Origin of the sequence: Nocardia amamiensis (assembly GCF_015477605.1) — a bacterium.
Classification (GTDB): Bacteria; Actinomycetota; Actinomycetes; order Mycobacteriales; family Mycobacteriaceae; genus Nocardia; species Nocardia amamiensis_A.
This window is the reverse complement of record NZ_JADLQX010000016.1, coordinates 144385-168237: the sequence shown is the minus strand read 5'-3', so window position 1 is coordinate 168237 and position 23853 is coordinate 144385. Positions and strand designations below refer to the sequence as shown.

21 protein-coding genes are annotated in these 23853 nt (G+C 68.1%); 6 read left to right on the top strand and 15 right to left on the bottom strand.

The window, feature by feature from the left end; all coding sequences use genetic code 11:
- Positions 1 to 29 precede the first annotated feature (29 nt).
- Positions 30 to 2840, top strand: a complete 2811-nt coding sequence (gcvP, locus tag IU459_RS22000) for an aminomethyl-transferring glycine dehydrogenase (RefSeq protein WP_195131440.1) — start codon at positions 30 to 32, stop codon at positions 2838 to 2840.
- 687 nt (positions 2841 to 3527) lie between these two features.
- On the opposite strand, the gene IU459_RS21995 is transcribed toward gcvP, so the two are convergent.
- Positions 3528 to 4481 carry an NAD(P)-dependent alcohol dehydrogenase gene (locus IU459_RS21995; protein ID WP_195131439.1) on the bottom strand — a complete coding sequence of 318 codons (954 nt, stop codon included), beginning with the start codon at positions 4479 to 4481 and terminating at the stop codon, positions 3528 to 3530.
- 631 nt (positions 4482 to 5112) lie between these two features.
- Here IU459_RS21995 and IU459_RS21990 point away from each other — a divergent pair.
- Positions 5113 to 5751 carry a tetratricopeptide repeat protein gene (locus IU459_RS21990; protein WP_195131438.1) on the top strand — a complete coding sequence of 213 codons (639 nt, stop codon included), beginning with the start codon at positions 5113 to 5115 and terminating at the stop codon, positions 5749 to 5751.
- A gap of 101 nt (positions 5752 to 5852) precedes the next feature.
- Positions 5853 to 6032 carry a hypothetical protein gene (locus IU459_RS21985; protein ID WP_195131437.1) on the top strand — a complete coding sequence of 60 codons (180 nt, stop codon included), beginning with the start codon at positions 5853 to 5855 and terminating at the stop codon, positions 6030 to 6032.
- A 40-nt stretch (positions 6033 to 6072) separates the two neighbouring features.
- Here IU459_RS21985 and IU459_RS21980 read toward each other — a convergent pair whose 3' ends face one another.
- From IU459_RS21980 to IU459_RS21960, 6 genes are all read right to left on the bottom strand, one after another.
- Positions 6073 to 7677 (bottom strand): VWA domain-containing protein, encoded by a 1605-nt coding sequence (locus tag IU459_RS21980; RefSeq protein ID WP_324198979.1) that lies wholly within the window; start codon positions 7675 to 7677, stop codon positions 6073 to 6075.
- Between the two features lie 349 nt (positions 7678 to 8026).
- On the bottom strand, positions 8027 to 8299 hold the full coding sequence (locus IU459_RS21975) for a WhiB family transcriptional regulator (protein WP_195131435.1): 273 nt from the start codon (positions 8297 to 8299) through the stop codon (positions 8027 to 8029).
- Positions 8300 to 8328: 29 nt separating this feature from the next.
- The gene (locus IU459_RS21970) at positions 8329 to 8874 is read right to left on the bottom strand and encodes an HNH endonuclease (RefSeq protein ID WP_195131434.1); all 546 of its coding nucleotides are present in this window, start codon (positions 8872 to 8874) and stop codon (positions 8329 to 8331) included.
- Positions 8875 to 8927: 53 nt separating this feature from the next.
- Complete coding sequence (locus IU459_RS39350; RefSeq protein WP_267469856.1) at positions 8928 to 9059, bottom strand: hypothetical protein; 132 nt, start codon at positions 9057 to 9059, stop codon at positions 8928 to 8930.
- Between the two features lie 228 nt (positions 9060 to 9287).
- Entirely contained in the window at positions 9288 to 9824 is a 537-nt protein-coding gene (locus IU459_RS21965; RefSeq protein ID WP_195131433.1) for a DM13 domain-containing protein, read from the bottom strand.
- A gap of 107 nt (positions 9825 to 9931) precedes the next feature.
- The gene (locus IU459_RS21960) at positions 9932 to 11071 is read right to left on the bottom strand and encodes an acyl-CoA dehydrogenase family protein (protein WP_195131432.1); all 1140 of its coding nucleotides are present in this window, start codon (positions 11069 to 11071) and stop codon (positions 9932 to 9934) included.
- Between the two features lie 88 nt (positions 11072 to 11159).
- On the opposite strand from IU459_RS21960, the gene IU459_RS21955 reads away from it, so the two are divergent.
- The gene (locus IU459_RS21955; RefSeq protein ID WP_195131431.1) at positions 11160 to 11858 is read left to right on the top strand and encodes a winged helix-turn-helix transcriptional regulator; all 699 of its coding nucleotides are present in this window, start codon (positions 11160 to 11162) and stop codon (positions 11856 to 11858) included.
- 158 nt (positions 11859 to 12016) lie between these two features.
- Here the strand turns inward: IU459_RS21955 and IU459_RS21950 are convergent, their stop codons facing one another.
- The 4 genes from IU459_RS21950 to IU459_RS21935 are packed head-to-tail and all read right to left on the bottom strand — an operon-like array spanning position 12017 to position 15730.
- Entirely contained in the window at positions 12017 to 13306 is a 1290-nt protein-coding gene (locus IU459_RS21950; RefSeq protein ID WP_195131430.1) for an acyl-CoA dehydrogenase family protein, read from the bottom strand.
- Between the two features lie 2 nt (positions 13307 to 13308).
- Positions 13309 to 13947 carry a TetR/AcrR family transcriptional regulator gene (locus IU459_RS21945; protein ID WP_195131429.1) on the bottom strand — a complete coding sequence of 213 codons (639 nt, stop codon included), beginning with the start codon at positions 13945 to 13947 and terminating at the stop codon, positions 13309 to 13311.
- Positions 13944 to 14993, bottom strand: coding sequence for a zinc-binding dehydrogenase (locus IU459_RS21940; RefSeq protein WP_195131428.1), 1050 nt, complete (start codon positions 14991 to 14993; stop codon positions 13944 to 13946). Before IU459_RS21940 ends, IU459_RS21945 begins: the two co-directional genes overlap by 4 nt.
- Positions 14990 to 15730 (bottom strand): SDR family NAD(P)-dependent oxidoreductase, encoded by a 741-nt coding sequence (locus IU459_RS21935; RefSeq protein WP_195131427.1) that lies wholly within the window; start codon positions 15728 to 15730, stop codon positions 14990 to 14992. The genes IU459_RS21940 and IU459_RS21935 overlap by 4 nt, the downstream gene beginning before the upstream one ends.
- Positions 15731 to 15968: 238 nt before the next feature.
- On the opposite strand from IU459_RS21935, the gene IU459_RS21930 reads away from it, so the two are divergent.
- A complete protein-coding gene (locus IU459_RS21930; protein ID WP_195131426.1) occupies positions 15969 to 18149 on the top strand; it encodes a malate synthase G in 2181 nt (726 codons plus the stop codon).
- A 608-nt stretch (positions 18150 to 18757) separates the two neighbouring features.
- Positions 18758 to 19327, top strand: coding sequence for a hypothetical protein (locus IU459_RS21925; RefSeq protein WP_195131425.1), 570 nt, complete (start codon positions 18758 to 18760; stop codon positions 19325 to 19327).
- Between the two features lie 365 nt (positions 19328 to 19692).
- Here IU459_RS21925 and IU459_RS21920 read toward each other — a convergent pair whose 3' ends face one another.
- The 4 genes from IU459_RS21920 to IU459_RS21905 form a co-directional block, all read right to left on the bottom strand.
- A complete protein-coding gene (locus IU459_RS21920; protein ID WP_195131424.1) occupies positions 19693 to 20427 on the bottom strand; it encodes a PaaI family thioesterase in 735 nt (244 codons plus the stop codon).
- A 90-nt stretch (positions 20428 to 20517) separates the two neighbouring features.
- Entirely contained in the window at positions 20518 to 21159 is a 642-nt protein-coding gene (locus IU459_RS21915) for a DUF305 domain-containing protein (RefSeq protein ID WP_195131478.1), read from the bottom strand.
- Between the two features lie 2 nt (positions 21160 to 21161).
- Entirely contained in the window at positions 21162 to 22736 is a 1575-nt protein-coding gene (locus IU459_RS21910; RefSeq protein ID WP_195131477.1) for an LVIVD repeat-containing protein, read from the bottom strand.
- A gap of 166 nt (positions 22737 to 22902) precedes the next feature.
- Positions 22903 to 23832, bottom strand: a complete 930-nt coding sequence (locus tag IU459_RS21905) for a 3-methyladenine DNA glycosylase (protein WP_195131423.1) — start codon at positions 23830 to 23832, stop codon at positions 22903 to 22905.
- Positions 23833 to 23853 lie beyond the last annotated feature (21 nt).

Below are 23853 nucleotides of genomic sequence, written 5' to 3'. Positions count from 1 at the left end.
GTCGACCCGACCCGACCTTGGGAGCTGTTGTGACTCGCTCATTCGCCGACCGCCATATCGGACCCGACCGGGAGGAACTGGCCCGGATCCTGGATGTCGTCGGCGTGCCGTCGCTCGACGAGTTGGCGGCGAGGGCACTGCCCGCCAGCATCCTGGACGGTGCCGGACTGACCGGACTGCCCTCGGCGGCCACGGAGCACGAAGTGCTCGCCGAACTCGCGGAACTCGCGACGAGCAACACCGTGGCCACCTCGATGATCGGCCTCGGGTACTACGACACGCTCACCCCGCCGGTGCTGGTGCGCAATCTGCTGGAGAATCCGGCCTGGTACACCGCTTACACCCCCTACCAGCCCGAGATCAGCCAGGGCAGACTCGAGGCGCTGCTCAATTTCCAGACCATGGTGTCGGAGCTGACCGGCATGGACGTCGCCAACGCCTCCATGCTGGACGAGGCGACCGCCGCCGCCGAGGCGATGACGCTGCTGCGTCGCGCGAGCAAAGCGAAGTCCGCGCGGCTGCTCATCGACACCGATCTCTTCCCGCAGACCAGGACAGTGCTTTACACCAGGGCCGAGCCGCTCGGCTTGGAGATCGTCGAAGCCGACCTGTCCACCGGCGTGCTGCCCGACGGCGAGTTCTTCGGCGTGCTGGCGCAGACGCCAGGGGCCTCCGGTCGCATCGTGGACTGGACGGGCGTCGTCAGCGCGGCCCACGAGCGTGGCGCGCTCGTCGCGATCGGCGCCGACCTGCTGGCGATGGCGCTCATCACGCCACCGGGTGAGCAGGGCGCCGACGTGTGCTTCGGCACCACCCAGCGCTTCGGTGTCCCGCTCGGTTTCGGCGGCCCGCACGCCGGATACCTCGCCGTGCGCCAGGCGCAGGCCCGCCAGCTGCCCGGCCGCCTGGTCGGCGTCTCGGTGGACGCCGACGGCGACATCGCCTACCGGCTCGCGCTGCAGACGCGTGAGCAGCACATTCGCCGGGAGAAGGCGACCTCCAACATCTGTACCGCGCAGGTGCTGCTGGCCATCGTCGCCGCGATGTACGCCGCGTACCACGGCGCCGACGGCCTGCGCGCCATCGCGCGCCGGGTGCACGGGCACGCCGCTGCGATCGCGCGCGGGCTGGACGGAGCGGTCGTGCACGACAGCTTCTTCGACACGGTGCTCGCGTACGTGCCCGGCGGTGCGGAAGCCGTTGTGGCGAAAGCGAAGTCGCGCGGGATCAACTTGCGCCTGGTCGACGCCGACCACGTCGGCATCGCGTGCGACGAGGCGACGACCGGCGCGCATGTCGCGGCTGTGCTGGAATCCTTCGGCACCGCGATGTCTTCCGAGCCGGGAGCGCCCGCGCCGGTCGCCGCGATCGAGAACCGCACCTCGGAGTACCTGACCCATCCCGCGTTCACGAAATACCACACCGAGACGGCCATGCTGCGCTATCTGCGCTCGCTGGCCGACAAGGACATCGCGCTGGACCGCAGCATGATTCCGCTCGGCTCCTGCACCATGAAGCTCAACGCCACCGCGGAGATGGAAGCCATCACCTGGCCGGGCTTCGCCCGCGTGCACCCATACGCCCCGGTGGAGGACGCACCCGGTCTGCTGCGGGTGATCGCGGACCTGGAACGCTGGCTCTCGGACATCACCGGCTACGACTCGGTGAGCCTGCAGCCCAACGCGGGCAGCCAAGGCGAGTACGCCGGGCTGCTGGCCATTCGCCGCTACCATCTCGACCGCGGCGACACCCATCGCGACACCTGTCTCATCCCGTCCAGCGCGCACGGCACCAACGCGGCGTCGGCGGCCATGGCCGGGCTGCGCGTGGAAGTGGTGAAGTGCCGCGACAACGGGGACGTCGACCTGGACGACCTGCGCGCCAAGATCGCCGACCACGCCGACCGGCTGGCGTGCATCATGATCACCTACCCGTCCACGCACGGCGTGTACGAGCACGAGGTCGCCGAATTGTGCGCGCTGGTGCACGACGCGGGCGGCCAGGTGTACGTCGACGGCGCCAACCTCAATGCTCTGGTGGGTCTGGCCAGGCCCGGCCGGTTCGGCGGCGATGTGAGTCACCTGAACCTGCACAAGACGTTCTGCATCCCGCACGGCGGCGGCGGTCCCGGTGTCGGCCCGGTCGCGGTCCGTGCGCACTTGGCGCGCTACTTGCCCGGCGATCCGCTGGAAGCGGGGTCGCACGCCGTGTCAGCGGCGAAGTACGGCTCGGCGTCGATCCTGCCGATCACCTGGGCCTACATCCGCATGATGGGCGCCGATGGGCTGCGCAGGGCCACGCTGTCGGCGATCGCGTCGGCGAACTACATCGCCCGGCGACTCGACGAGTACTTCCCGGTGCTGTACACCGGCGAGCACGGCATGGTGGCGCACGAGTGCATCCTGGACCTGCGCGAGATCACCAAGCAGACCGGCGTCACCGTCGACGATGTGGCCAAGCGTCTCGCGGATTACGGATTCCACGCGCCGACCATGAGCTTCCCGGTGGCGGGCACGCTGATGGTGGAGCCCACCGAGAGCGAAAACCTCGCCGAGCTGGACGACTTCATCGAGGCGATGATCGCCATTCGCGGCGAGATCGACCAGGTCGCCGCAGGTGTTTGGCCGGTGACCGACAACCCGCTGCGCGGCGCGCCGCACACCGCGGCGTCGCTGGTAGGGGAGTGGGAGCACCCCTACAGCCGGGAGGTCGCGGTGTATCCGCGCGGCCTCGGACATGCCAGGGCGAAGGTGTGGCCTCCGGTGCGCCGGATCGACGGTGCGTATGGCGACCGGAACTTGGTGTGCTCATGCCCGCCCCTGGAGGCGTACGCGGACTGAGTCCGGCAGGCTCGGCACCCGACAGCTGATCTCGGGAGTACATAAGGCTGCCCGCCCGCTGCGGGCCGTACTGGCGGTGAGACTCTTCGGATACGTAACCTGCAGGTCTCACCGCGACTGCCCGGGTTTGGTCGTGTTCCCGGCGGTGTTCTCAGCAGTCGATGGCGGGTGTGCCGTAGAGGTTGTAGGCGACGAGGATGTCGGGGCAGTCGGGGTATTCGCTGATCTCGAGGCTGAGTGAGAAGGGCTCGTCGGTGTCGGGTGTATGTACATGGATCGGTGTCGGGCGGGGCGGTCGTAGGTGACTTGCATGGGGGTGGATTCCCAGACGAGGCCGCACGCCGCCGCTCCGGCTAGATCGCGTATCGAACGGAATTGAGGGGGCACCTCCAAGCGGTGCCACCCCCTCAACCGTGTCCACCGACGAATGGAACCCTGCACACCTCACCGACGACCGGCCGCTGTCGTTTGCCACCCCCGTTCTGGGACCACCATGTTGCCAGTCGTGGGACCACCGACACCAGGTGATCCACTGGGAGAACATGTTCCAGATTCGTTACGCCGACCGATCATGGCGACGGCAAACTGAACGTCCGGAAATGCCGCCTACAGCGCTGAGCGAAGCGGCCACGTCGTTGTAGCCGGCGGGCCAGACCGGTTGCGGCTCAGAACATCCGGTGGTGCCGATCAGCGGATCTCGACCACCACTTTGCCCAGGGCGTGTCCCGCACCGACGTGGGCCAGCGCGTGCGCGGTCTCGTCGAGGGGGAAACTGCGGTCGATGTGGATACCGATCCGTCCCGCGACACACGACTCCGCGAGGGGTGTGAAGTGCGCGGGCCCTTCCTTCACCGCGAGGACCCCGAGCCCGCGGCCGGTCACCATTCCGGCGACCACTCCGACTGTCGTCAACCGCAGCAACGCGCGTGTGGTGCCGCCGACGCAGCGGTACCGGCCGCCACGCGCGACCGACCTGCGATAGGCGAAGACCGACCGGTGGGCGACGAGGTCGAGTACCCGGTCGTACGGTCCGGTTCGGGTGAAGTCCTCAGCGCGATAGTCGATGACCTCGTCGGCGCCGAGCGTGCGCATGAACGCCAGTTTGGCGGCGTTGTCCACCCCGGTCACATGCGCCCCGGCACTCTTGGCCAACTGGATCGCAAACGCTCCGGACCCGCCGCCCGCTCCGTTGATCAACACCGACATACCGGCTGCGATGCCGGCCGTGCCCTGCAGTGCTATTGCCCCCGCCTGTGGCAGCGTCGACGCCTCGGCGAAGCTCAGCGACGCCGGTTTGTGAGCCAGCGCCGATTCAGGAACCACGGCATATTCCGCGAACCCACCCTTGAGCATGAGATTGTCGCCGTAGACCTCGTCACCCGGTGCGAACAGTGTGACCTCGGAGCCGACGACTTCGACCCGTCCGGCGATATCGGATCCGAGAACCGGGCGTCTGGGTGCCCGGAGCCCGCCGATGCGTGAATACAGCGGCGTCCCCCGCAGTGTCTCCCAGTCGGAGAGGTTGATCGACGTCGCGTGCACCTGGACGAGCACCTGTTTCGGCCCTGGGGAAGGCGCTGGGACCTCCGCGATCGACAGCACCTCGGGGCCGCCGTAGCGGTCGTACACGACGGCCCTCATGCGATTCCAGCACCGAGGATCGAGCGACAGCCTGACACACGACAAACTCTAGTCGGCGGGCCGCCCCGCGACCGGTGAACTGTGCGTCGGCATTCGGCGCGACTCGCCGAACCCTCTCCCGTAAACCAGCAACGTCCTGTATTACCGCGTGACGCGCGGGTCCGACAGGTTACGCGAAACAACCCCAAAGATTAACGGGCCGAGACTATCTCGACATTCACCAACGCACTGAAATGCCGGTGAGCGTGACCGTGGTGAGTCCGAAGTACGCGTCAGCCGGGCGTCGTCAGCATGAAACCCTGTGGCGTTCGGTCCCATCCCCACAGACAGTCAGCACACTAATGTGGGTATCGGTATCACATCCCTGCACAGGGATGCGCCGACGAGATGGGCCGAATGGCTGCCCGACCACGGGTGAGCGTAACGGTCAGCCGACCCACTTTCGGGTCTACCCAACAGAGGGCGGAGTCGGTGCCACGGTTCTCGGAATCTCGGCGCCCTGGCTTGGATATCGCCTCTCGCCCGGCACTGGGCGAGAGGCTGGGCGGCGGCGCGATTGAATCGGGCCGCCGCCCTCATGTCCAGCGAAGCAGGCCCGGATTGGGCGGGCCCGCTCCTCGACCCTGATTCCGTGGCCCCTGGGGGCGGCGACGTCCTCGACCCAGCACGGGTCATGGCTGTTCGCGCGGAACGTCATCTCCTCACCGGTGGCCTCGACCCGGCCGAGCTACTTCTCGGGCAAGCACAGCAGTTGTTCATCACCGCCGGAGCAGAAGGAGAAGCGACAGCAGTCACCGGGGTACTCGCCGATATCGCCGAGCGACGCGGTGAGTACGAGGAGGCCGAACGGATTCGCCGCGAGGTCACCCTGCCGGTCTACGAGCGTCTCGGCGACGTGCGGGAGGCCGCGATCACATGGGGAAGGTTGGCGGATCTGGCCGAAGGGCGCGGTGAGTACGAGGAAGCGGAGAGGATCCAGAACAAGCGGCTCGACCAGCACACGAGGCTGGGCGAAACCGATGGCATAGCCGCGACCCGATGGGGACTTGCCCAGATCGACCTGGCAAGACCGGACCACGACTCCGCTCTAGCGAACCTCAGCGAGGCGTTTCGGATATTCCGAGACCTCCAGCGAGCCGATGGCGTCGCCGTCGTCGGCAAAGTCCTCGGCGAACTACTCCTGGCCTTCGACCAGCCCGACCACGCACGTGAGGTACTTACCGAAAGGATGCAAGCCGCCAGCAAGATGGCGCCGACGAACTCGCAGTGATGACACAACAACTACTCGATCGCACGGACGGAAAGGGGTCGACTTTTCTGGAGGGCTTCTGACGGCGATCCATGTCGGTCGCCGGTAGCGATGCTCTGCCTGTGACTTCGTGGCTTCCGCTGATCAGCTCGCTTGTCATCGCCTCGGTGACGCTATTCGGAATCCGTATCAACAACCGCACCAACAAGGCTGCGATAGCCGCAGCCGACGAACGCGAGTACCGGAAGTGGCAGCGTGAGACGGTGCTTCGTCAATGTGCTGAGGCGGTTGAGAGCGTGTAGCCAGCCGATCGGTGGCGTGGTGCCGTCGTGTGCGTGGTTCCTACGGCGTGGTGAGCGACTTGACGACGGCAGAGCCGAAGCCGAGGTCGTTGGAGGTGGCCAGCCGGGTGTAGCTGCCGCCGGTCTGCTGCGCGAGCGCCTGGAGGGTCTGGGTGCCGTTGCCCCCGAGCACGATCACGTCGATGCGGACCGGGTGGGCCGGGTCGATGGCGGCGGTGATGCTGGAGGCCAACTGGGGGCCGGTGACCGTGGAGTCGTCGTCGGGCCCGTCGGTGATCAGCAGCACCGAATTGGTGCGGCCCGGCACGTAACCGGAGACGGCGCTCTTGTACGCGGCGATCAGGGACGGATAGGCCTCGTCGGCGCGGGTTTCGCCGGGACGCAGCGTGCTCAGCGCGGTAGTGATCTTCGTGCGCTGGTCGTCGGTGAGTGCGGCGGTGGCCGCGGCCACCTCGTACGGGTCGGTGCCGTCGAGGTTCTTGCCGAATGCCCAGACACCGAGACCGAAGTCGGGCGGCATGACCGTCATCGTGGAGTTGAGGGCGGCGACGACGTTCGCCAGTCGCGTCTTGGCCCCCTCGGTGGTGCCCATCGACGCCGACACGTCGACCAGGACCGTGGCCCGCACGCCCAGAACCGGGTTCGCGAGTGTGGCGCGCACTCTGTCGAGCGCGGCGCGCGACGGTGCGGCATTCGGCATCTGCGGCGTGCCGGCGAAACCGGCCGCGACGAAGATCTGTGCCTGCTCCGGCTGGCGCAGGTAGTCGGTGAACCGTCCGGCGATGAGATTCTGCGTCTTGTCCACCCAGGGCCCGGACATCAGCGCGGCCGGGTAGTCGGCCGTCGGCGCCGCCCCGGCGGGCCGGAAGGCGGCGAGCCCGGGGTGCGCTTTCAGTTGCTGCTCGGTGGTCACTACCGCGTGCACCGGCGCGTTCCGCGCGGCGACCGCGGCCAGTGCGGCTGCAGTGTCGGCGGCTTGCGGGGCGTCGACGGCGAGCCCGGAGATCGCGGCGACCACTTGACCGGATCGAGCGGCATCCTCGCTGAGCGGTTCGGCGCCCGACACCGCGGAGCCGACCGCAATAGCCGCGGCGAGAGTGGCGTCGCCGGACGGCACCGCCATGCGCAGGCCGCCCCAGCCGGACAGATCGAGCTCGTCCAGCGACCCCTGTTGCAGGCGTGGCAGATCGGCCCAGGAGATCTCGGCCTGTTCGAGCGCGCCGCGCAATTCCTCCGGCACCGCGAGGACGATCGGGCTGGCGGTCACCGGCACGGGGTTGCCCTCGATCAATCCGGGCACCCGCATGGACTCGATCGAGCGGGTCGAATCGGCGATCCACAGCGCGGGCTGCGGACCGAGCGCCTGATTCCACGGTTTGCCGCTGGTGAACGCGGCGACGACGGCCGAGGACGGCTGCGCCGTCACCGCAACCTGCGCGCAGTGGTCACGCACGTTCGGCCGGGTCGCGTTGTAGCTGTCCGCGACGGCCCGCACCTGCGCCGCGATGCTCGGATCGGCGGTCACGTGCAAGGTCGCCGCACCCTCCACGCACTCGGCCGCCGCCGCACTGTCCTGATCAGCCGCGCGATCGCGCAGCTGGAACCAGCCGACGATGATCGCGGCCAGCAACGCAACGGCAACCACTGCGATAACCGGACCTTTGCTGACGCCTCGGGATCTGGTTCCGCTGCGATGAGAGCCCACGCGGTCAGTGTATGGTCACCCGCGACGAGCGGGCTCGGCGAGGTTCGTTCCGCACCGCATGTGGTGCGGCAGGCGTTGTGGGTCCTCGATCGTCGCCTCCGGTCCAGGTCGCTGCCCGCCGGCGGGCTCGGTCAACATGGCCTCAGTCCGTCGGCGGCCACTTCCGCACTCGGGGGCGATGCCGAGATTCGCGCGCTGGGGGTGGCGACTCCGACGAACGTGGCGGCGAACCTGCCCGAGATCCCCCGGGAGGCGCGCCGCCGCGCCCGACGGGCACGACGGCGGAACCTCATCGGCGGATCACTCGTCCGCGGTCGAACTCGTGCCCGCCCCAGACCCCGGATTGTCCGGTTCGGGCCGCGAACTCGCCGCACGCGTCCCGGATCGGGCAGCCCCCGCAGACTTCGCGCGCGTAGTCGAAGTCCTGCGACGGGTACGGGAACCAGGCCTCGTGGTTGGGGTCGCCACGGCAGGCCGCCCGGTGCCACCCTCGGGAGTCCGAGAGCGGGAGCAGGTCGGCCAGGGTCAGTTCCGTGACGGCGGTGGTCGCGGTGTGCGTCATCGCGATCTTTCTCCTTTCTCGGGTCGTGGTCAGGTGGCGGCGAGCTGCTTCCAGATCCGCCGCTGCTGCCTGACCCGGTGGGTCGGCGCCTTCGGTTCCCAGAGCAGGCGCATGCCTGCCTCCTCCAGGGTGCGGTCGGCCTTGGCGGTATTGCACGGAGCGCAGCAGGCCACCAGGTTGCTCCAGGTGTTCGGGCCGCCCCGGGACCGCGGCCGGATGTGGTCGACGGTGCGGGCCCAGCCCGCGCAGTAGCCGCACCGGTGGTTGTCCCGGCGCAGCACGCCCGCCAAGGTGGCCTTGCTCTCGTCGCCGACCAGCGTGGTGTGCGTCAGGTAGACGTAGCGCAGCAGCCGAATCGTCTGCGGCAGAGCGAGTTCCACATGCCGCGACCGGATCGGGAAGTGCGGCTCGCGGTCGGCGACCGACTCCGCGGCACCCGCGACGAGCAGCACCACGGCCCGGTCGGCCTTGATCTCGTCGAGCGCCTCGTAGGAGGCATTCAGGACGAGGACTCCGGTGTGTATCCAGTTGTCGGCGGTCACGGCCACCGGATCGGCGGCACGGCGGAACGTCATGGGAATCACCATGTTTCGTGGGAATCGAGCGAAAGAGGAGAGGAATGCGGCGGTCAGCCGATGGCCTGGAGGCGGCTGTCGTCCGGTCCGCCGTGCCGCGCACCGGTGGGTTCGCCGAACGCGTCGCCCGCGATCGACAACCGCATCATCTCGACATCTACTCGCTTGGTCGTCTCCGGAATCACTGCCGCCCCTCCTCTCACTGCTCAGCGACCACCCTCGATCCGGTGGTCGTCGTCGAAACACATGGTGGCACAGCGCACCCGCCGTTGTCGGGTCATTTTTCCGGCGCGGCAGCACCGCCGATCACTGGTGCTCGAAGTGCGGCGCGATCGGCAGTGCCGGATGCTGATGATGAGGCCGAGGGCCGTTCGCCGATGATTGCGAGCGCGCCCTGCCGAGGGTGGTGCCGATCAGGCCGTACGCAGCTCGGCCGCGCCGAAGGAGACGTTGAACCGGTCGCACCAGATGGCGACGCTGGTCAGCTGGGTGAGGTCCGCCTCGGCGGGGATGGCGTAGTTCTGGTTGCCCTGGTTGCCCTTGAGCTTGCCCAGGTCGGTGTGCACGCCGTCATCGAAGACGAACCACCCGTCACGACCCTCGCGTACCGGGGCGTCGGTGAGCCAGACGTGCAGGTCAGGCCCGTCGGAGGTGTCGAGGTTCTCCAACCGCAGCACCCTGCTGCCGTCGGGCAGTCGCAGGACCACGACCGTGCCCGCCGTCGCGTGCTCATGCGAGACGAACGTGCCGTTGGCAATGGCGCGGGGCTGCGGTACCTCGGCGCCGGGTGCCGGAACGGCGGAGACCGAGGGCGCCGCCTCCTGGACGGTGGTGTCGGTGAACAGCCGCCACGGCTGGAACAGGGCCAGGCCGACGCCGAGCCCGGCCACCGCCAGCACGGTGACGATCCAGGTGATCGGCGAACGGGTGATCCTGCGTACGGACACCATGGCATCTCCTCGGACGTCGTCGCGTGGCCTCGGGTTCATTGTGCCTGGAGGGCGGCGCCCGCACCGATGATTGACGCGCGCAGCGGCGCTGACGGATCGGACGAGGGTCAGCCGATCGGCGAGTGCCCGAGCAGAACGCGACCGGATAACCGGGTCTGCTTGGCGCGCGGAAGCGGATGGAACAGGCAGCCGTGCACGTCGCGGTAGCGCATCTCCAGCTCGCAGGTGCGGGAATAGCCGAGGCCGCCAATGGTTTCCATGGCAAGACGTACGGTGTGCACGAGCGCATCGGCCGCGGCGGTCTTGCGGGCGAGCGTCCGGCTCGCGTGCTGATCGGTGTTGTCGAAGCGCAGGTCGTCCGATCCGGCGAACATGGCGTCGACGAGATCGGCGGCTGTTGTGTACGCGGTGACCATCTCGCCGGCCAGCTGGATGGTCGGCGCGTCGGTCCGGCCCGCCGCGAGTGCCGTGGTGAGTTCGACCGCGCTGTCGGCGATGCCGAGGTAGGCCGCCATGACGAGCGGCATCGCCGCTCCGATCACGATGTTCAGCAGCGGCGGCCACGCGTCCGCGGGTCGAGCCAGCGATACCGCGGCATCGGGCACGAACACTTGCTCGAGCACGACGGTGTGCGAACCGGTGGCGCGCAAACCGAGAGTGTCCCAGGTCTTTTCGAGCCGTACACCATCGGCGTCGAACGGGATGGCGCAGTGCAGCACCTGCGGGCCGTGCGGTGCGTCGTCCCAACGCACGCTGGTCACCAGTACGGTGCCGGCCTCACATCCGCTGGCCGGTGCTTTGCGTGCGTGCACACGGTAACCGCCGTCGACTCGCTCGGCGTGGCCGTTGGAGCCGACCCAGTCGGAGGCGCCGGTGCTCACCAGAATCGCGCCCGCGACGACCTTCCGGAACAGTGGGGCGACGTCGATGCCATGGTTGTGCCGCCACACCTGGGCTGCTACCAGGTGGGTGTGCATCGCGAAGGCTACGGCGGTGGACGGATCGTGGCGCCCCAGCTCACGCAGTAGCGCACCCATTTCTCGGTGCGTGATCCCGCCGCCTCCGAACTGGCGGGGGACGAGGGCCGCGGAGAGTCCGCTGTCGCGCAGGAGGCCGAAGGCGGTCGTCGAGAACTCGCCGGATCGGTCGCGGGCGGCTACCTCGGGGCGGAGGGTCTCGCCTACTTGGCGGGCGAGCGCAAGCCAGTCGGTCGTGGTGTCGGTGATGTCAGAAGCGAAAGTGGTCATGTTTCGAAGTTAGGAACCGTCGCGATAACGAGATAGTGCAGAAAGTGGACCGCCCCGGTCCACAAACGAGACCCATTCGCGAGGCCACATGACGACACCGACGCCGAGCTACGGCCAATACTGTCCGATCTCGCGGGCGCTCGACCTGGTGGGCGAGCGCTGGTCGCTGCTGATCCTGCGCGACCTGCTGCTGGGCACCACCCGGTTCAACGACATCGCCCGCGGCCTGCCCGGCCTGTCGCGCACCCTGCTCGCCAAACGCCTGCGACAGTTCGAACGGGCTGGGCTGGTGGACAAGATAGGCGGCGAGTACCTGCTCACCCACGCTGGACGGGCGCTGGAGCCGGTCTTGTTCGGACTAGGGGAATGGGGCGCACGGTGGACCTTCGGCCCCCCACGCGATGACGAACGCGACGCCGCGCTGCTGGTGTGGTGGATGCACCGGCGCCTGGACACCTCGTCGTTCCCGGGCAGGCGTCAGGTGCTTTTGGTCCGCTTCACCGACGAGCCACGCCGCTTCTGGATCGTGATCGAAGCCGGCGTGCCGTCGGTATGCGAGTCCGATCCCGGGTATCCGGTCGACGTGGTGATGAGCTCCGACGTCGACTCGCTGTATCAGGTATGGCTCGGTCGCATTCCGGTGCCGCACGCCGTTCGCACGGGCCGTCTGGAATTCCACGGCCCGCCCGCGTTGACCCGCCGCATGCCCGCGGTTCTGCGGCTGAGTCCGGCGGCGCCCTACGTGGATGTGACGGGTAGCGAAGCCATGGCCAGGCGTGCGTCCTGAATCTGTTTCCACATCGACCGCCCGGCCCACCTCGTGCGCCGCACATCTCGTCGTCGGTCCGTGTGGAGTCCGGTCCACGCCGGTCCCCGCGGCGCACGTAGCCGTCGCTGCGCCACTCCCGGCGGTTTCGGTGCCGACTCGCGCGGCGTCGCGGTAGGTCAGAGATTCCCGACGATGTGTTCGAGCCGCTGGGCCACTAGTTCACGGGCCTTCTCACGCAACGCGGGCCGGTATCCGCTGGGGTACACCGGGTCCCCGGGCGTGTAGTCCTTCAGGACCTCCTTCGCCAGCGTGATCTTGTGCACCTCGGTGGGGCCGTCGGCGATGGCCATCACCTCGGCGTAGCTGAGCATGTCCACGAACGGCAGGTCCTGGCTGACGCCGATCGCGCCGTGCAGGTGCAGCGCGCGCTGGGCGATGTCGTGCATCACCTTGGGCATCGCGACCTTGATGGCGGCGATGTCCTTGCGGACCTTCCGATAGTCCTGCTCCTTGTCGATGCGCCAGGCGGTGCGCAGCACCAGCAGCCGGAACTGCTCCATCTCGATCCAGCTGTCGGCGATGCGTTCCTGGGTCATCTGCAACCCGGCCAGCGGGCCGCCGCGCATCGGCCGCGACACCGCCCGCTCGGCCATCATGTCGAATGCCTTGCGCACCAAGGCGACCGTGCGCATCGCATGATGCACCCGGCCGCCGCCCAATCGCGTCTGCGCGACGACGAACCCCTGCCCTTCTTCGCCGAGCAGGTGATCGGCCGGAACGCGCACGTCGGTGAATCGCAGGTGTCCCTCGTGCTCGCTGAATCCGGCGACGTGGAAGTTCTTCACGATCTCCAGGCCGGGAGCGTCGGCGGGCACGATGAACATCGACATGCCTTGGTACGGGCTGACCTCCGGGTCGGTCACCACCATGACGATGTGAAAGGCGGCGAACTGCGCGTTCGAGTTGAACCACTTCTCGCCGTTGATCACCCAGTGGTCGCCGTCGCGCACCGCGCGGGTCCGGAACAGGGTGGGATCCGAACCGCCGGTCGGCTCCGTCATCACGTAGCAGGAACCGATCTCCCCGGCCAGCAGCGGCTGGAGGTAGGTCTCCTGCTGCTCCGGCGTGCCGTAATGGGCGAGGATCTCCGCGTTGCCGGAATCCGGCGCCTGGCAGCCGAAGACCGACGGCGCCCACACCGAGGTGCCCAGCACCTCGTTGAGCAGCGCGAGCTTCAGCTGCCCATAGCCGGGGCCACCCAGTTCCGGGCCCAGATGGCAGGCCCAGAGGCCCTGCTCCTTGACTCTTTCCTTCAGCGGCCGCATCAATGCCATGGCCTCGCGGTTGGTGCGGTCGTAGGGATTCGGGTAGAGCAGATCGAGCGGTTCCACCTCGGCGCGGACGAACTCCGCGGCCCAGTCCAGCTTTCGCTGATATTCCGGATCGGTCTCGAAATCCCAAGCCATGGTCAGCCTTTCGGATGTCGGGCGGCGTCGGTCACCGCGCCGTCGAGCAGGGTGGTCGCGAGGATCTCGGCGATCTCGCCGGGGGAGCGGTCGCCGTGTGGGCGGTACCAGAACGTCACCATGTTCAGCATGCCGAGCACGCTGTTGGTGACCACGTGGTCGTCGGTGCGCAGCAGCCCCTCGGCGTGGCCCGCGTCGATGACCCGCTGCCAGCAGCGCTGGACCCGGTCGCGCAAATCCTGGAGTTCGGCGGCGCGGTCGCCGGTCAGCGCGCCGACGTCGCGCAACTGGATGGCCACCTCACGCTGATGGCGAATGATCAGCCGGACGTGACTGTGGATCAGCTTGCGCAGCTTGGCGATCGGATCGTCCGGGCCGGCGGCGATCTGTTCGGCGTCCAGCAGCATCAGCTGGATGTAGTCGCGCAGGATCTGCCACAGCAGCTCCTCCTTGGAGCCGATGTGGTAGTACAGCGCGCCGCGCTGCACGTCGGCGCGTTCGCCGATTTCGGCCACGCCGGTGCCGTGGAATCCTTTCTCGGCGAACAGGTCGATCGCCGCGCGCATGATCCGGTCCCTGGTGTCGCTCGCCGTCGATTCGGCGGCGGGCGGGCGGCCGCGGCGGCGCGACGGTGCGGTCATCGGCGTGGGTCCAGCACGACCTTGCCCACTCCATCGGACCGATCGGCGAACATGCGGTAGGCCGCGGGTCCGTCGGACATCGGAAGCTGATGAGTGACCACGGCTTCGGGCCGGATCCTCCCGCCCGCGGTGAGTTTCAGCAGTGCGGGCAGTTCGTATTGGACCGAGCACAGGCCGATATGGAACTCGAGCTCCTTCACCTGTGCGGCCATCATGTGGAACGGGTAGGCGCGGTTCTGGCTCACGCCGACCACGCTGACCCGTCCGCGGTGCCCGACCGCGCTGATCGCGAGTTTGATGGTGGCGTCGGCGCCCACCGCCTCGATAGCCACGTCCGCGCCGCCGCCCAGCGTTTCGCGGATCGCCTGCTTCGGGTCGTCCGACTCGACCGGCTCGGCGCCGAGGTCGGCGGCACGCTTGCGGCGTTCGGCGAGCAGGTCGACGCCGAGCACCCGCGCCGCGCCCATCGCGAACGCGGACTGGACCGCCATGAGCCCGACCGGGCCGAGCCCGATCACGACGACCGTGTCGCCCGGGGCGATCCGGGCGCGGCGGGCGCCGTACCAGGCGGTGGGCGCGTTGTCGGTGAGCACGACAGCGGCCGCGTCGCTCACCTCGTCGGGCAGCTTCGCCAGGTTTCCCGTGGCGTGCGGGACGGCGAGCAGCTGGGCCTGGCAGCCCGGCAGCGAGCCGCCGAGGCCGTAGCAGGCGTCGACCGGCAGCGGGTGCCGAGCGCACGCGGCGACGATCCCGGCGCGGCACTGCGAGCAGCTGTCGCAGCCCACGGACGCGGGCACCAGCACGCGGTCCCCGACCGCGAAGCCGGGGGTCTGCGGCCCGACTTCGACGATCTCGCCGACCGCCTCGTGCCCGACGCAGTAACCGGTGGTGGACACGAAACCGTGTCCGCCGTAGATGTGCAGGTCGCTGCCGCAGATCCCGGTGGCGGTGACCTGGACGATCGCGCCGTCGCGTCCGGGCAGCGCGGGGTCGGGACGATCGGAGTAGGAAATCTGTTCCGGGCCCTCGTAGGTCAGTGCTTTCATCGCCAGCCTCCGTCCACGGCGAGGGTCGCTCCGGTGCAGAACGCCGACGCATCGGTTGCAAAGAACAATGCCGCGCCGACGATCTCGTCCGGCTCACCGACCCGGCGCAGCGCGTTGTGCTTGGTGAGTTCCGCCCGCAGTTCGTCCGGCCACGCGGCGGAGATGTCGGTGGCGAACGGGCCGCACTGGATGGTGTTGACCCGCACCGACGGCGCGAAGGTCTGTGCCAGTCCGCCGGTCAGGGCGCTGAGCCCGGCCTTGGCCGCCGAATAGGGGACCGCGAACGGCTCCGGTCTGGTCGCCTCGATCGAGGAGATGTTGATGATCGAGCCGCCGCCCGCGGCCGCCATCCGGCTGCCGATCAGCGCCGAAAGCCGGAACGGTCCTTTCAGGTTCACGCCGATGACCTTGTCGAACAATGCCTCGGTGACCTGATCCAGGCTCGGGTACAGCGGCGAGAGCCCGGCATTGTTGACCAGTACGTCGACCCGTCCGAACTCGGCGTAGGCCGTCTCCACCAAAGCGTCGCACTGCGACCAGTCGCTGACGTTGCAGGCGACCGGCAGTGCGCGGCGGCCGAACCGCTCGGTCACCTCGTCGGCGAGGGCGGTGCACCCGTCCAGCTTGCGGCTGGCGATCACCACGTCCGCGCCCGCTTCGGCGAACGCGAGCACCATCTGTTTGCCCAAACCCCGGCTGCCCCCGGTGACGAGGGCGACCTTGTCGGTGAGTGGCACCTGAACTCCTGTCGGTAAATGTTCCGATCAGTACATTAAATCGGCCGCGCGATACGATCAAGAGGCTGTGCGGCCGACCGCCGACGGCCACAAGACCCGCCGGGTGACGAACCTGTGCACCACGGCGTGGCGGAATGGATGAGGCAGAGGGCCGGATGACCCGACGTGCGGTGGCACCACTACCCGCGGGTAACATGGCCCTGTTTCCCACTTGGCTTTCTCGGAAGTGAGGCAGTAGATGACAGAGCGGATTCAGGTCGGCGGGCTCCAGGTGGCCAGCGTTCTCCACGAGTTCGTCGAGAACGAGGCGCTTCCCGGTACCGGCGTCGATTCCGCCGCGTTCTGGGCGGGCGCCGAACAGGTCATCAACGATCTCGCTCCGCGCAACCGCGCCCTGCTGGCCGAGCGCGACGAGATCCAGGGCAAGGTCGACGCCTGGCACGCCGAGCACCCCGGAGCGAACTACGACAAGGCCGCCTACAAGAACTTCCTGACCGAGATCGGCTACCTGCGCCCCGAGCCGGCCGATTTCCAGATCACCACCCAGAACGTCGACGACGAGATCGCCGTGACCGCGGGCCCGCAGCTGGTGGTGCCGGTGATGAACGCTCGCTTCGCGATCAACGCGGCGAACGCGCGCTGGGGCTCGCTGTACGACGCGCTCTACGGCACCGACGCCATCTCCGAGGCCAACGGCGCGGAGAAGGGCACCGGCTACAACAAGGTGCGCGGCGACAAGGTCATCGAGTGGGCGCGCAACTTCCTCGACGACGCGGTCACCCTGATCACCGGTTCGCACATCGGTTCGACGTCGTACAAGATCGTCGACGGCGAGCTGGAGGTCGGCTTGGAGGACGGCACCAGCATCGGTCTGGCCGACGCCTCCCAGCTGGTCGGCTACCTGGGCGATCCGGAGTCGCCGAGTTCGGTGCTGCTGAAGCACAACGGCCTGCACATCGAGATCCAGATCGACCCGCAGTCGCCGATCGGCAGCACCGACACCGCGGGCGTCAAGGACGTCGTGCTGGAGTCGGCGGTGACCACCATCATGGACTTCGAGGACTCGGTCGCCGCCGTGGACGCCGAGGACAAGGTGGTGTGCTACCACAACTGGCTCGGCCTGATGAAGGGCGACCTCGCCGAGAAGGTCACCAAGGGTGACAAGACCTTCACCCGCACCATGAACCCCGACCGCGTCTACACCGCGCTGGACGGCGGTGAGCTGGTGCTGCACGGCCGTTCGCTGCTGTTCGTGCGCAACGTCGGTCACCTGATGACCTCGGACGCGATCCTCGACGCCGAGGGCAACGAGGTGCCCGAGGGCATCATGGACGGGCTGATCACCTCGCTGATCGCCAAGCACAGCCTGGCCGGCGACGCGCAACTGAAGAACAGCCGCACCGGCTCGGTCTACATCGTGAAGCCGAAGATGCACGGCCCCGACGAGGTCGCGTTCACCAACGAGCTGTTCGGCCGGATCGAGGACGTCATCGGCCTGGAGCGCAACACCCTCAAGGTCGGCATCATGGACGAGGAGCGCCGCACCACGGTGAACCTGAAGGCGTGCATCCAGGCCGCCGCCGAGCGCGTCGTGTTCATCAACACCGGCTTCCTCGACCGCACCGGCGACGAGATCCACACCTCCATGGAGGCCGGGCCGATGGTCCGCAAGGCCGACATGAAGGCCCAGCAGTGGATCCTGTCCTACGAGGACTGGAACGTCGATACAGGTCTCAGCGCAGGTTTGCCGGGGCGTGCGCAGATCGGCAAGGGCATGTGGGCCATGCCGGACCTGATGGCCGACATGCTCACGCAGAAGATCGGTCACCCGCGCGCGGGTGCCAACACCGCGTGGGTGCCCTCGCCCACCGCCGCCACCCTGCACGCGACCCACTACCACCTGGTCGACGTGTTCAAGCGGCAGCAGGAGATCGCCAAGGGCGGCCGCCGCGCCACCGTCGAGGAGATCCTGCAGATCCCGCTGGCCGCGGAGCCGAACTGGACCGACGAGGAGAAGCGCCAAGAGCTGGACAACAACTCGCAGTCCATCCTCGGCTACGTGGTGCGCTGGATCGACCAGGGCGTCGGCTGCTCCAAGGTGCCCGACATCAAGGACGTCGCGCTCATGGAAGACCGGGCGACCCTGCGCATTTCCAGCCAGCTGATGGCGAACTGGCTGCGCCACGGCGTCGTCACCGCCGACCAGGTGGTGGCCAGCCTGGAGCGGATGGCCCCGGTCGTGGACCGGCAGAACGCCGGTGACCCGAACTACCGGCCCATGGCGCCGGACTTCGCGGGCAGCATCGCCTTCCAGGCGGCGAAGGAGCTGATCCTGGAGGGCACCAAGCAGCCCAACGGATACACCGAGCCGATCCTGCACCGCCGTCGTCGCGAGGCGAAGGCCCTGGCCTGCGTCTAGATTCCGGATGTCGCGAATCCCCTGGCCGAGTCTCGGCCGGGGGATTCGCTTCTTTTCACGAGTTTCGATCCTGTTTATCGGTCCGTTACCCTGGGTGCCGCACGAGATCGTTCGATTGTGAGGAAGATTCATGGGAAGCGTTGTGCTCGACATCGTGGCATTGGTCGTCAACCGCGCGGCGATGTTCTGGAATTGGATGGCCACCGGATCGGCGGGCTTCCCGCCGCTGTGAGCGTGTGACGCACGAGTGGCCTCGAGCATCGAATCCCCTGGTCAGGAGCCCTGGCCGGGGGATTTTCCTTTCTCGGCCGGATCCGGAACGTTCCGGAATGTTTGTTTACACTGTCCGATCGTGCGTAGACCCGACTGGCATGCGTAAGCGCTCGATGGAAGGAAAGTCCGGCGAACGGTGCCCCTTCCGATGTCATGAACACGATCGTGCGGCGTATCGCGGGTCCTGGAATTGCATGTACACCAGTTCCGCAGGGTTTGCGCCACTCCGGTCGCCAGGTGTTCTCGATCCGCGCGGCGTCGTGATCACCGACGGACCGGACGATTTCGATGTCGATACCCACGCGTGAAACCGCTGCCGCTCGTATCTTGAACACGTGAAGACCGCGAGTCCCGTGCGCAGGCGCACTCCCCGTTGGTTCGTGCTGTGGATGGGGCTGCTGACCGCGTGTATCGCGGTCTGCTGCGCAGCGCTGTTCTGGCAGCTGGCCGCCCAGGGAACGTTCCCGACACTGGTCGTGCTGTGGGTGGTGCTCGGCGTACTCGGCGGGATCGCCACCTTGTTCGGATTGCTCGGAATGCTTCGCTACCGCGCTTACTTCTACAGCCTCGCGTCACCGGTCCTCATCGCGGTCTTGGCCGGGCTGACGTGGTACGGCATCCCACAGAGCACCGGCTGGAAACTTTCCCGCGGCATCCTCGAGGACCAAGCCGCCGACTGCGTCAACCCAGGTCAACGCGCCCGCCTCGGCCTCTACACGATCACGTTCATCACGCCCCGCGACGGCGGTTGCCTGTTCTACACCCAAGCGGGCGAATCGAATTCGGAAGGATTCGCCTACTTCCGCGACCCGGCAACCCCACCGCACCTGGGCCCGCCCGCTATCGACGGCATCGAGTACGCCGCGTTCGACCGGCAGTGGTACCGGTTCGTGGACGATCACTGAGCCTGGTCGACGACCTCGTCGAGGGTGTTCGCCGTGGCAGACCGGGTGCCGAGCCGCTGCTTTCGGCAGTGCGGCCAGCGTCGCGTTTGAGCCGCACCTCAACAACGATCCCGAGCACCAGGAGGGTCGCGGCGGTGAGCGTCACCACTAGATCGGCGCGATACTCGGTCGGCACCAGATCCGGTAGGTCGCCGGAGTCCACCCGCGCATGATCGAACTCGGGAAGGGTAAGTCCGAGCGTGGAAGTCAGGAGCTCGGCGACCAAAGTTGGTCTGTGCCGGACCTATTCGATGAGGACTTCGTGTAGCGACGAGGGCATGGCGCGCACGGTACCGATAGCCACCGACAGGTGCCGGCGGCGCGGATCACCACTCGAACGGCAATGGCTGGCGGGGCTCGATCCAGAGGGCTTCGGCGAGGGCGCAGAGGGTTCCGTCGGTGCGGGCCAGGGCCACGCCGACCGTGTATTTCCGGCCGTCTCGGGAGATCGGCCAGCCGTAGGAGATGTAGGGTTCACCGGCACGGACGGGCTCGAACTGGGTGGCGGTGAGTGCCGCGGTGACCGCGCCGGGGCGCATGTCGCGCAGCGCTATCGCGGACCAGCCGCCTGGGCAGTCCAAAGCGGCCCACACGTTTTCGGTGGTGAGCAGGCCATCGGGTCCGCCGAGGGAGGGATCGGGCGTCCAGGCGCAGACGACCATGTCATGCGCGGGAACGGCCCAGGACGACAGCCGCAGACCGCGGCCGGGCGGGCAGGCGGCGCCGCACCCGTAGCAGTGGCTCATCTTGCGCAGGACCTGCGCGGTAGCCGTGGCTGCCTGCACTTCCGCCCAGGTGGGCGTGGGCGGTGGGCTGATTGTGACCACCGACGCCGACGCTTCGGCGAGCACGGCGCCGTCCTGATCGGTCAGCGTCGCACCGCCGGAGCGGTCGGCGGAGAGCATGAGCGGGGTGTCCACGGTGACCGCGCGGCGGAAGTCCACGCGGACTTCCGCGGCGCTGCTCGCGGAGGCGAGCAGTCCCGCCACGTACCCACCGAACGCCACGCCCGGATAGCCGCGTACATGTCCCGGCACGGTGAACGCATCGGTGCGAATCATCAGTAGCCCAACCTCTCCCGGCAGCGATCATGAACCGGTCACGTCAGACGATACCGCCGCACCGGGTACGGCGATTCGAGCAGGCCCGTGTCAGGGCAGCGGGGCGGCCCCGCGCTGGGTCAGCAGCATTCCCATCACCCCGGCTTCCTGACTCTGCCCGTGGATCATCGCGCGGGCGAGCTCTTTGACCGGACCGGAACGCAGCAGGCTGTCGGCGGCCTCGGCCATCGCGATGCCGCCTTGATGGTGGCGAAACATCAACTGCAGGAACAGGACTTCCGCCCCGCGGCCGCGCGCCGCCGCCAAGGTGTCGAGCTCAGCGGTGTTCGCCATCCCAGGCATGGCACCCGGGCTCCCGGCCGACGCGGCGGGGACCGTGGCCGGATGCCGGTGCGCGGTGGGCATCCAGGCCATCGGACGCGAGGAGGTCGGTGTCGCGTCGGCCAGGCGTAACCAGCCGAGCATGGTGCCGATCTCCAGGCGCTGCGTGCGGTCGAGCTGCTCGGCCAATCGGGCGACCGCCGGATCGGCGGCGCGGTCGAGCCGCTGCACCATGAGCAGTGCCTGCTGATGGTGGGCGGTCATGTCCTGCGCGAAACCGATCTCCACCGCGGTGAGAACGCTGGTCGCCGCAGGCGTTTCCGGAAACACCAGCGGTCGCAGCGCGGCGCCGAGCACCAGGAGCGCGAAGGCCGCGGAAACCGCGGCCGCGGTTCGGGTCCACGGTGACATCGTCACGACCCCACGGTCGACTGCTGGTCCGGCGGCGGCGAATACACGCCGTTGTCCAGCTGCAGCACCATGAATCCGTTGTCCGAGCAGGCGACGTAGAGTTGCGAGCCGCGCCATTCCGGCGGTGAGAAGCACCAGTCCGTGGACACGTCGCCGAAGGCGAGACGGCCGGTGCGTGGCGTGCTGGCGTCGAGCGGGTTGAACTGTCCTTCCAGCACGGCGCGCACCGCGGGCGGCGTGCTCATCAAGGGCACGCCGATGATCGAGGCCAGCGCGTGCGGCGAGTTCCACAGGCTCAGGTTCTGTCCGGTGCGGGCGGGCGGGTTGTAGTAGGCGATCTCGCGGATGGCGAACGGATCGCGGATGTCGAAGACCCGGATGCCCGAGGAGATCCACCCGCAGGCCAGGGCGGTCGGATCGTCCTGGCGGTCGGCGGCGCAGTAGTGCGATTCGTACGCGAACGCGGAGCCGCCCATGGATGAGCCGACATTGCTATCGATATGCTGCGGCAGGTTGATCTCCAGCTTGATCTTGCCGGCCACCTTGGGGGCGGTCTCGTCGGAGATGTCGATGAGTTTGACCCCGCCGGAGCCGCCCTCGTCGACGGTGTAGAGGTAGGGCTTGCCGTCGTAGCTGACCGGGACACTGTGCTGAGTCGCCCAGCCGTCCGTCCAGAACACCCGGCCGATATGGTGCACTTGCGGATTCGGGTCGCGACGCTGCACCGCGCTGATATCCAGGACGGTGAATCCGCCGAGGGCGGAGATGTACATCCGGTTGCCGTCCGGGCTGATGCCGAACCCGTGCGCCTGGATGCCGGTCAATCCCTGCCAGATCACCCGCGGATGGGCCGGATCGGCGAGGTCGATCGCACTGACGAACCCCGGCACGACCCCCGAGGCCCAATAGGTGTTGCCGTCCGGGGAAAAGCCGCCCTCGTGCGTGGTGATCGGCAGGGGCATCAGCATATTCGTGCCCGGGCCCGGGTTGAGCAGCCGCGGGTGTGCGCAATCGGACACGTCGTACACCGACAGATAGCCCACACCTTCACCGACTGGGACGCCGGTGCCCACCAGCAGTTTGCGCGCGGTGTTGACCTTGAGGCTCTCCCAGGTGCCCGCGATCATGGCGGGCTCGGTCAGCGTGACCGTCGGGCGCGGATTCGCGGGATCGGACACGTCCAGCACTTGGACGCCGCGTCCCTCGCTGATCAGGTTGCCGGGAAAGAACGAGCCGAGATAGGCGCAGTGCTCGAAACTGGTGGAGGTGATGCCGGCGCCGCGGCCCGCGTACCCACCGACGAACGACATATTGCACCGGTAGCCCTGGGTACTGCGCCCGCTGTCCCGGTCGGCGGCGGTGACGTCGCCCTGGAGGCCATTCTCCGGTGCGGAGCCGGGTCCGCAGTCCGCGCGGGGGACCGAAGTCCGCCCGACGTCGAAGAATTCCTGGATGGCGCTCTGGATGTCGGATTGCGGATCAGCCGAGGCCATCGCGGGCAGCAGCATGGCCGTGACCATGCCGATCGTGAGCAGAACCAGCGTTTTCGCGCGGCGGAGTCTGGCCATCGGGCGCATCGGCGCGTCCCCCCAACTTCGTCTTCGGAACTGGGCTGTCCGGGCTGACTGGGACAGCCACCGAACTGACTGAATGGTATTAATAGTCGTTAACTTGGAGGAGGGTTTCGGCGAATCCCGCGCACGATTCGCGAAGATTTTCACCGAATCGGCGTCTGGGACGGTGTCAGTCCCGGTGGCCGGCGCCGATTCGCTCGTCCAAGGCCAGCAGTTCGTCGCAGGCGCCGAGGAAGGTCCCGCGCAACTCGGCGGCGCGCTCGGCCAGCGCAGCCTGTGCGCGGACGTACTCCGCTCGGCCCGCGGGCGTCTCGATGCGGAGCGGCTCGTAGCCGTACCCGGACAAGTCGTAAGGGCTGGCGCGCATGTCGAGTTCGCGGGCGGCGCAGGCCATCTCGAAGCAGTTCAGCAGCAGCTCGGAGGAGATCAGCGGTACCAGCTTGAAGCCCCACTTGTACAAGTCCATGTTGGCGTGCAGGCAGCCCGGCTGTTCCCGGTGAGGCTGATCGGCGCGCGTGAGCGCCTCGGCGTTGCGGCCGACGGCTTCCGGGGTGAAGAAGCGGTAGGCATCGAAATGCGTGCAGCGCAAGGACATTGATTCGACCACCGCGTCGGTGCCCGCCCGCCCCAGCCGCAACGGCACCTGCTGGTGACGGATGTCGTCGGTGCGGTACACCATTGCCCACTCGTGCAGGCCGAAACAGGACAGCTGCGCGGGCCGGGACGCGGTGGCGCGCAAGAGGTTTGCGATGAACGCGAGAGTGTCATAGCGCTTGGCCAGATACTCGGGGTCGGCCGTGAAGACTGCGCCGGGCGCCGCATCGTCCGAATCGATCGCCTGGCTGTCCATCATGACGCGGTGATATCCGCGAGCACCGTCGTACTCGGCCGCGTCGGCGAGCGCGATGCCGTACCCCGGGTGCCAGCGGCGCAGCTGGGCGGGTTTGTGACCGTAGTAGGTGAACAAGAAGTCGATCACCGGATGCGGTGAGCCTTGCGCGCGTCGTTCGAGATACGGCCCGACCAGACCATCGAGCCGGGCCCGGTGCGCCGCGGCGGCCTCCCGCCACCGCGCACCGGGTAATACCCGTACGGTCACGCCGGCACTCCGGAGCGTCCG